This is a genomic window from Moorena sp. SIO1F2 (assembly GCF_010672755.1).
Classification (GTDB): Bacteria; Cyanobacteriota; Cyanobacteriia; order Cyanobacteriales; family Coleofasciculaceae; genus Moorena.
The window spans coordinates 1-3311 of sequence record NZ_JAAHFV010000521.1 but is presented as its reverse complement, the minus strand read 5'-3'; the positions used below and the strand labels follow the sequence as shown (position 1 = coordinate 3311).

Annotated in this window: 2 protein-coding genes; both read right to left on the bottom strand. The window is 41.4% G+C overall.

Annotated elements, in window-relative coordinates; genetic code table 11:
* Positions 1-150 precede the first annotated feature (150 nt).
* The gene (locus F6J94_RS32100) at positions 151-1194 is read right to left on the bottom strand and encodes a glycosyltransferase (RefSeq protein WP_293025974.1); all 1044 of its coding nucleotides are present in this window, start codon (positions 1192-1194) and stop codon (positions 151-153) included.
* Positions 1195-1367: 173 nt separating this feature from the next.
* Positions 1368-3095: a cellulose-binding protein gene (locus F6J94_RS32095; protein ID WP_293047652.1), complete on the bottom strand. Its 1728-nt coding sequence runs from the start codon at positions 3093-3095 to the stop codon at positions 1368-1370.
* Between the last annotated feature and the right edge of the window lie 216 nt (positions 3096-3311).

The window sequence follows — 3311 nt, the reverse complement described above, 5'->3', positions numbered from 1 at the left end:
GTTACCTATCACCTATCACCTATTACCTATCACCTATTACCTATTACCTATTACCTATTACCTATTACCTATTCTCTCTTCCCTGTTCCCTGTTCCCTGTTCCCTAAAATCCAGAAATTGTCTACCTCATAGCTATGATAATTGCTATATCTAACTGTTACTATTAAGTACAGTTTTGTACTCAACCAAGTTACTACGCTGTCCTAGCAATCGATTTAGGTGAAATTGAATCTGACCCTGAACCTGAGGAAATTTGCCGATCATGCAAGAGAGACTATAAAGTAAAGCATCTGTTGAGCTAAAACCTGTCTGGGACTTATGACGATAGATCCGGTAAGTCATCAGAGGGTAACCCAACAACAGCAATAAGCTCAAGCCATGGGTGAGCCATGCGATCGCAAATACTAACAGAGGTAAGAGTAACCCCCAGAACCAAATGCTCCGGCTTTCTTTGACCCAATGGCGTTCTGGAGTGTGACCGTGTAACCAGGCTCCCTCAGCGTAAGCATGACCTGCTCTTAAGAACCGTTTCCAGCACTGACTAAAACGTGTCATTTGGGCATCATGCCAAGTCATTTCAGCATCTAGGCGAAAAATCTTCCAACCCCTCTGGCGCAGCCGCAAGCACAGTTCCGGTTCTTCACCAGCAATTAGGGTCGGATTAAACCCTCCGACTTGTTCAAAAGCTTCTGTGCGCATCATTGCATCACCACCACAAGCGGAAGCTTCACCTACTGGTGTATCCCACTCCATGTCGCACAATCGGTTATATATAGATTTTTCAGGGAAGCGCTCTCGTCGGCGACCACAGACTACAGCGACATTAGGGTTGGCTTCCAGTTCCCCTTGAGCATAGTCGAGCCATCCCGCTACTACCTCACAATCCCCATCCACGAATTGGACAAACTTAAGATTTGGCTCTAAATGTTTAAGATAGATATATCCCGCATTCCTAGCACGAGCTGCAGTAAACGGTTTAGATAGGTCGAGTCCAATTACTTCTACCCCCAAAGAATGAGCGATTTCCACACTGTTATCTGTGGAGCCAGAATCGACATAAACCACACGAGCGGCGTTCTTAATTACAGACAGTAGACACTGACGTAGGCGTTCACCTTCATTGCGTCCAATCACAACTAATCCAATTTGCTTCACACCTTGGGGTTTGTATTCTACAGCTGAGAGAGTGTTCATCGTTTAACTGCTTTGAGAATTTAGCTCTTTTCTTGGACGAGGCAAAGAATTGAAACGTAGAGGTAGCACTGAAACGCTGTTTCCCTAACGCTCTCGTTGTGGGTGAAAGATTTTAGCCAGATTAAACTGTAGCAGATTCACCCTTGTACAGCTTTCTAGGGAAGTTTACAGGATCAGGAATTTTGATCGATAAAGTCTATCAGGGCATCATACTTGGGTGAACTCTTTTGGTATACATGTTCTAAAGCCCCCCAGCTTCCCCATTTACTCGGCTTCTTGATATCAGAAAAGTGCATAAATAAGCCACCGCCATGATTCTTCCATTCATTCAGAAGTTGTGTATAAATTTTATACATTTCTGGATGTCTATTAAGCTCAATGAAAAACTCAGTTAGTTTTTGATTATCGGACTTGACAAGATGTTGACCACCTTCGTAAACCACTAACTGTAGTTTTCTCTTATCTGCTACTTTGTGATGATAGTTAAAAATTTGATCAATATCACTTAAACTCTCATAGTCTTCTTCTGTGGGAAGTAAACCCCCGGATTTGATCTGCTTAAACGCTTTTGACACTCCGCCATCGGGTTCATTCAACCAAGACTCGATGGTGCTTTCATTTTCTTCGGCGTTTAAGCTGCCATTAAAATATCCCGCGATCGCAAAAGCATCAATACTATGTTGATAACAAGGGGCATTACCCTCTGCTACCCACAGAGGACAATCCAAAGCAGCATTTTCCAAACCAAGCCATACGGTATGGGTAGCCATAACAGACACAACTTGATTGCTGTCACTACCAAATACATTTTTCCAAATATCAGACATTTGAGCAGTACGCATTCCATACCATTGCATGTATGCATCTCCTTTATCCTTGCCCCACCTAGCTTGACCTTGAGCTAAGGCATAGTTAGCTTGTTGGAATTGCCAATTCCACACTTCATTAGACAGTTCCACATAAACCCTTAGATTTGGATCTAAGGTATCTTTAACTATTTGGGCAAAATTAGTGATATAGTCATCTGTAGCTTGATGGGGCATATTAAACCATGGATCAGCACCAATTCGATTGGCTAGTTTAACCATGATTTCTACAGGTACACCTTTACCGTAAGCGTAGGAGGCATCATCTACTTTTGGTCTATTTGCCCATTCCCTTTGCTTAGAATGATTGGTTTCCATCCAGTCCATAAAACGGATGGCTTTAAATTTTTTAATTTTATTGATGAATTCCGGATTAAAAAGTTCAGACTCGTAAGTATATTCATACTTAGCTTGAACAACACGAATGTTGCGAATATAATTACCCGTGTTATTAGGATCCGTAGCGGTAATTATTAAATAGATACTAGCCCCGGATGGCGTTACATTAATTACATCTCTTCCTGGCCTTGACGCTACCTCATCTTTGGTGGCATCAAACTTATATTCTATAGTGCCTTTTCCATCGTATAAAACCACATACTTTCCAGCTGGATAATTTTTCATCCCTGTAAAAAGTAGTGTAGCCACACGAGTATATTCAGGAGGAGCTTCTGGAGCAGGTAAAGACTTAACCCAGCCCTGTTCGTCTAAATCCAGTTTATCGTATTCCTCAGTATCCCACGAACCACTACAGCCTGTTTCTCCAGAGACACATTGAGTAATCCATGGTCTCGAGGATTTGAAGGCATCTAAGAAAGGAAGTTCAGTTGACCAATCAGCAATTCCATTCAGGTTAGTTCCTAAGTTACTAGTTTTATCCAGAGAGTTTTGAACCGTTGATTTACTGAAAAAAATATTAATTTTTTGAGAAAATTGTTCAGGATGTGTTGGATTAAGCGCAATGAATAAAGTTAGACAAAAACTAAAAATAAATAATGTAATTATTTGGTTTTTTGTGAAAACTATACTGTACACTAATTTTAACTATCAGGGCTAGCAAAACTGACTTGATAATTGGAAGTTATTGGTAAGCTGACTTCACTCAAGTAGCGTTAGTGGCACATTCACAACCGAGTCTAGCTAAAGTCTGAGCTAGTTCTGGAGCAATAGGCTCATCCCCAATCACTACCCAGGTTTTGGGTAGTGAAGGTTGGGAGGTTGAGAGTTGGGAGGTTGAAGGTTGTTCGCGTA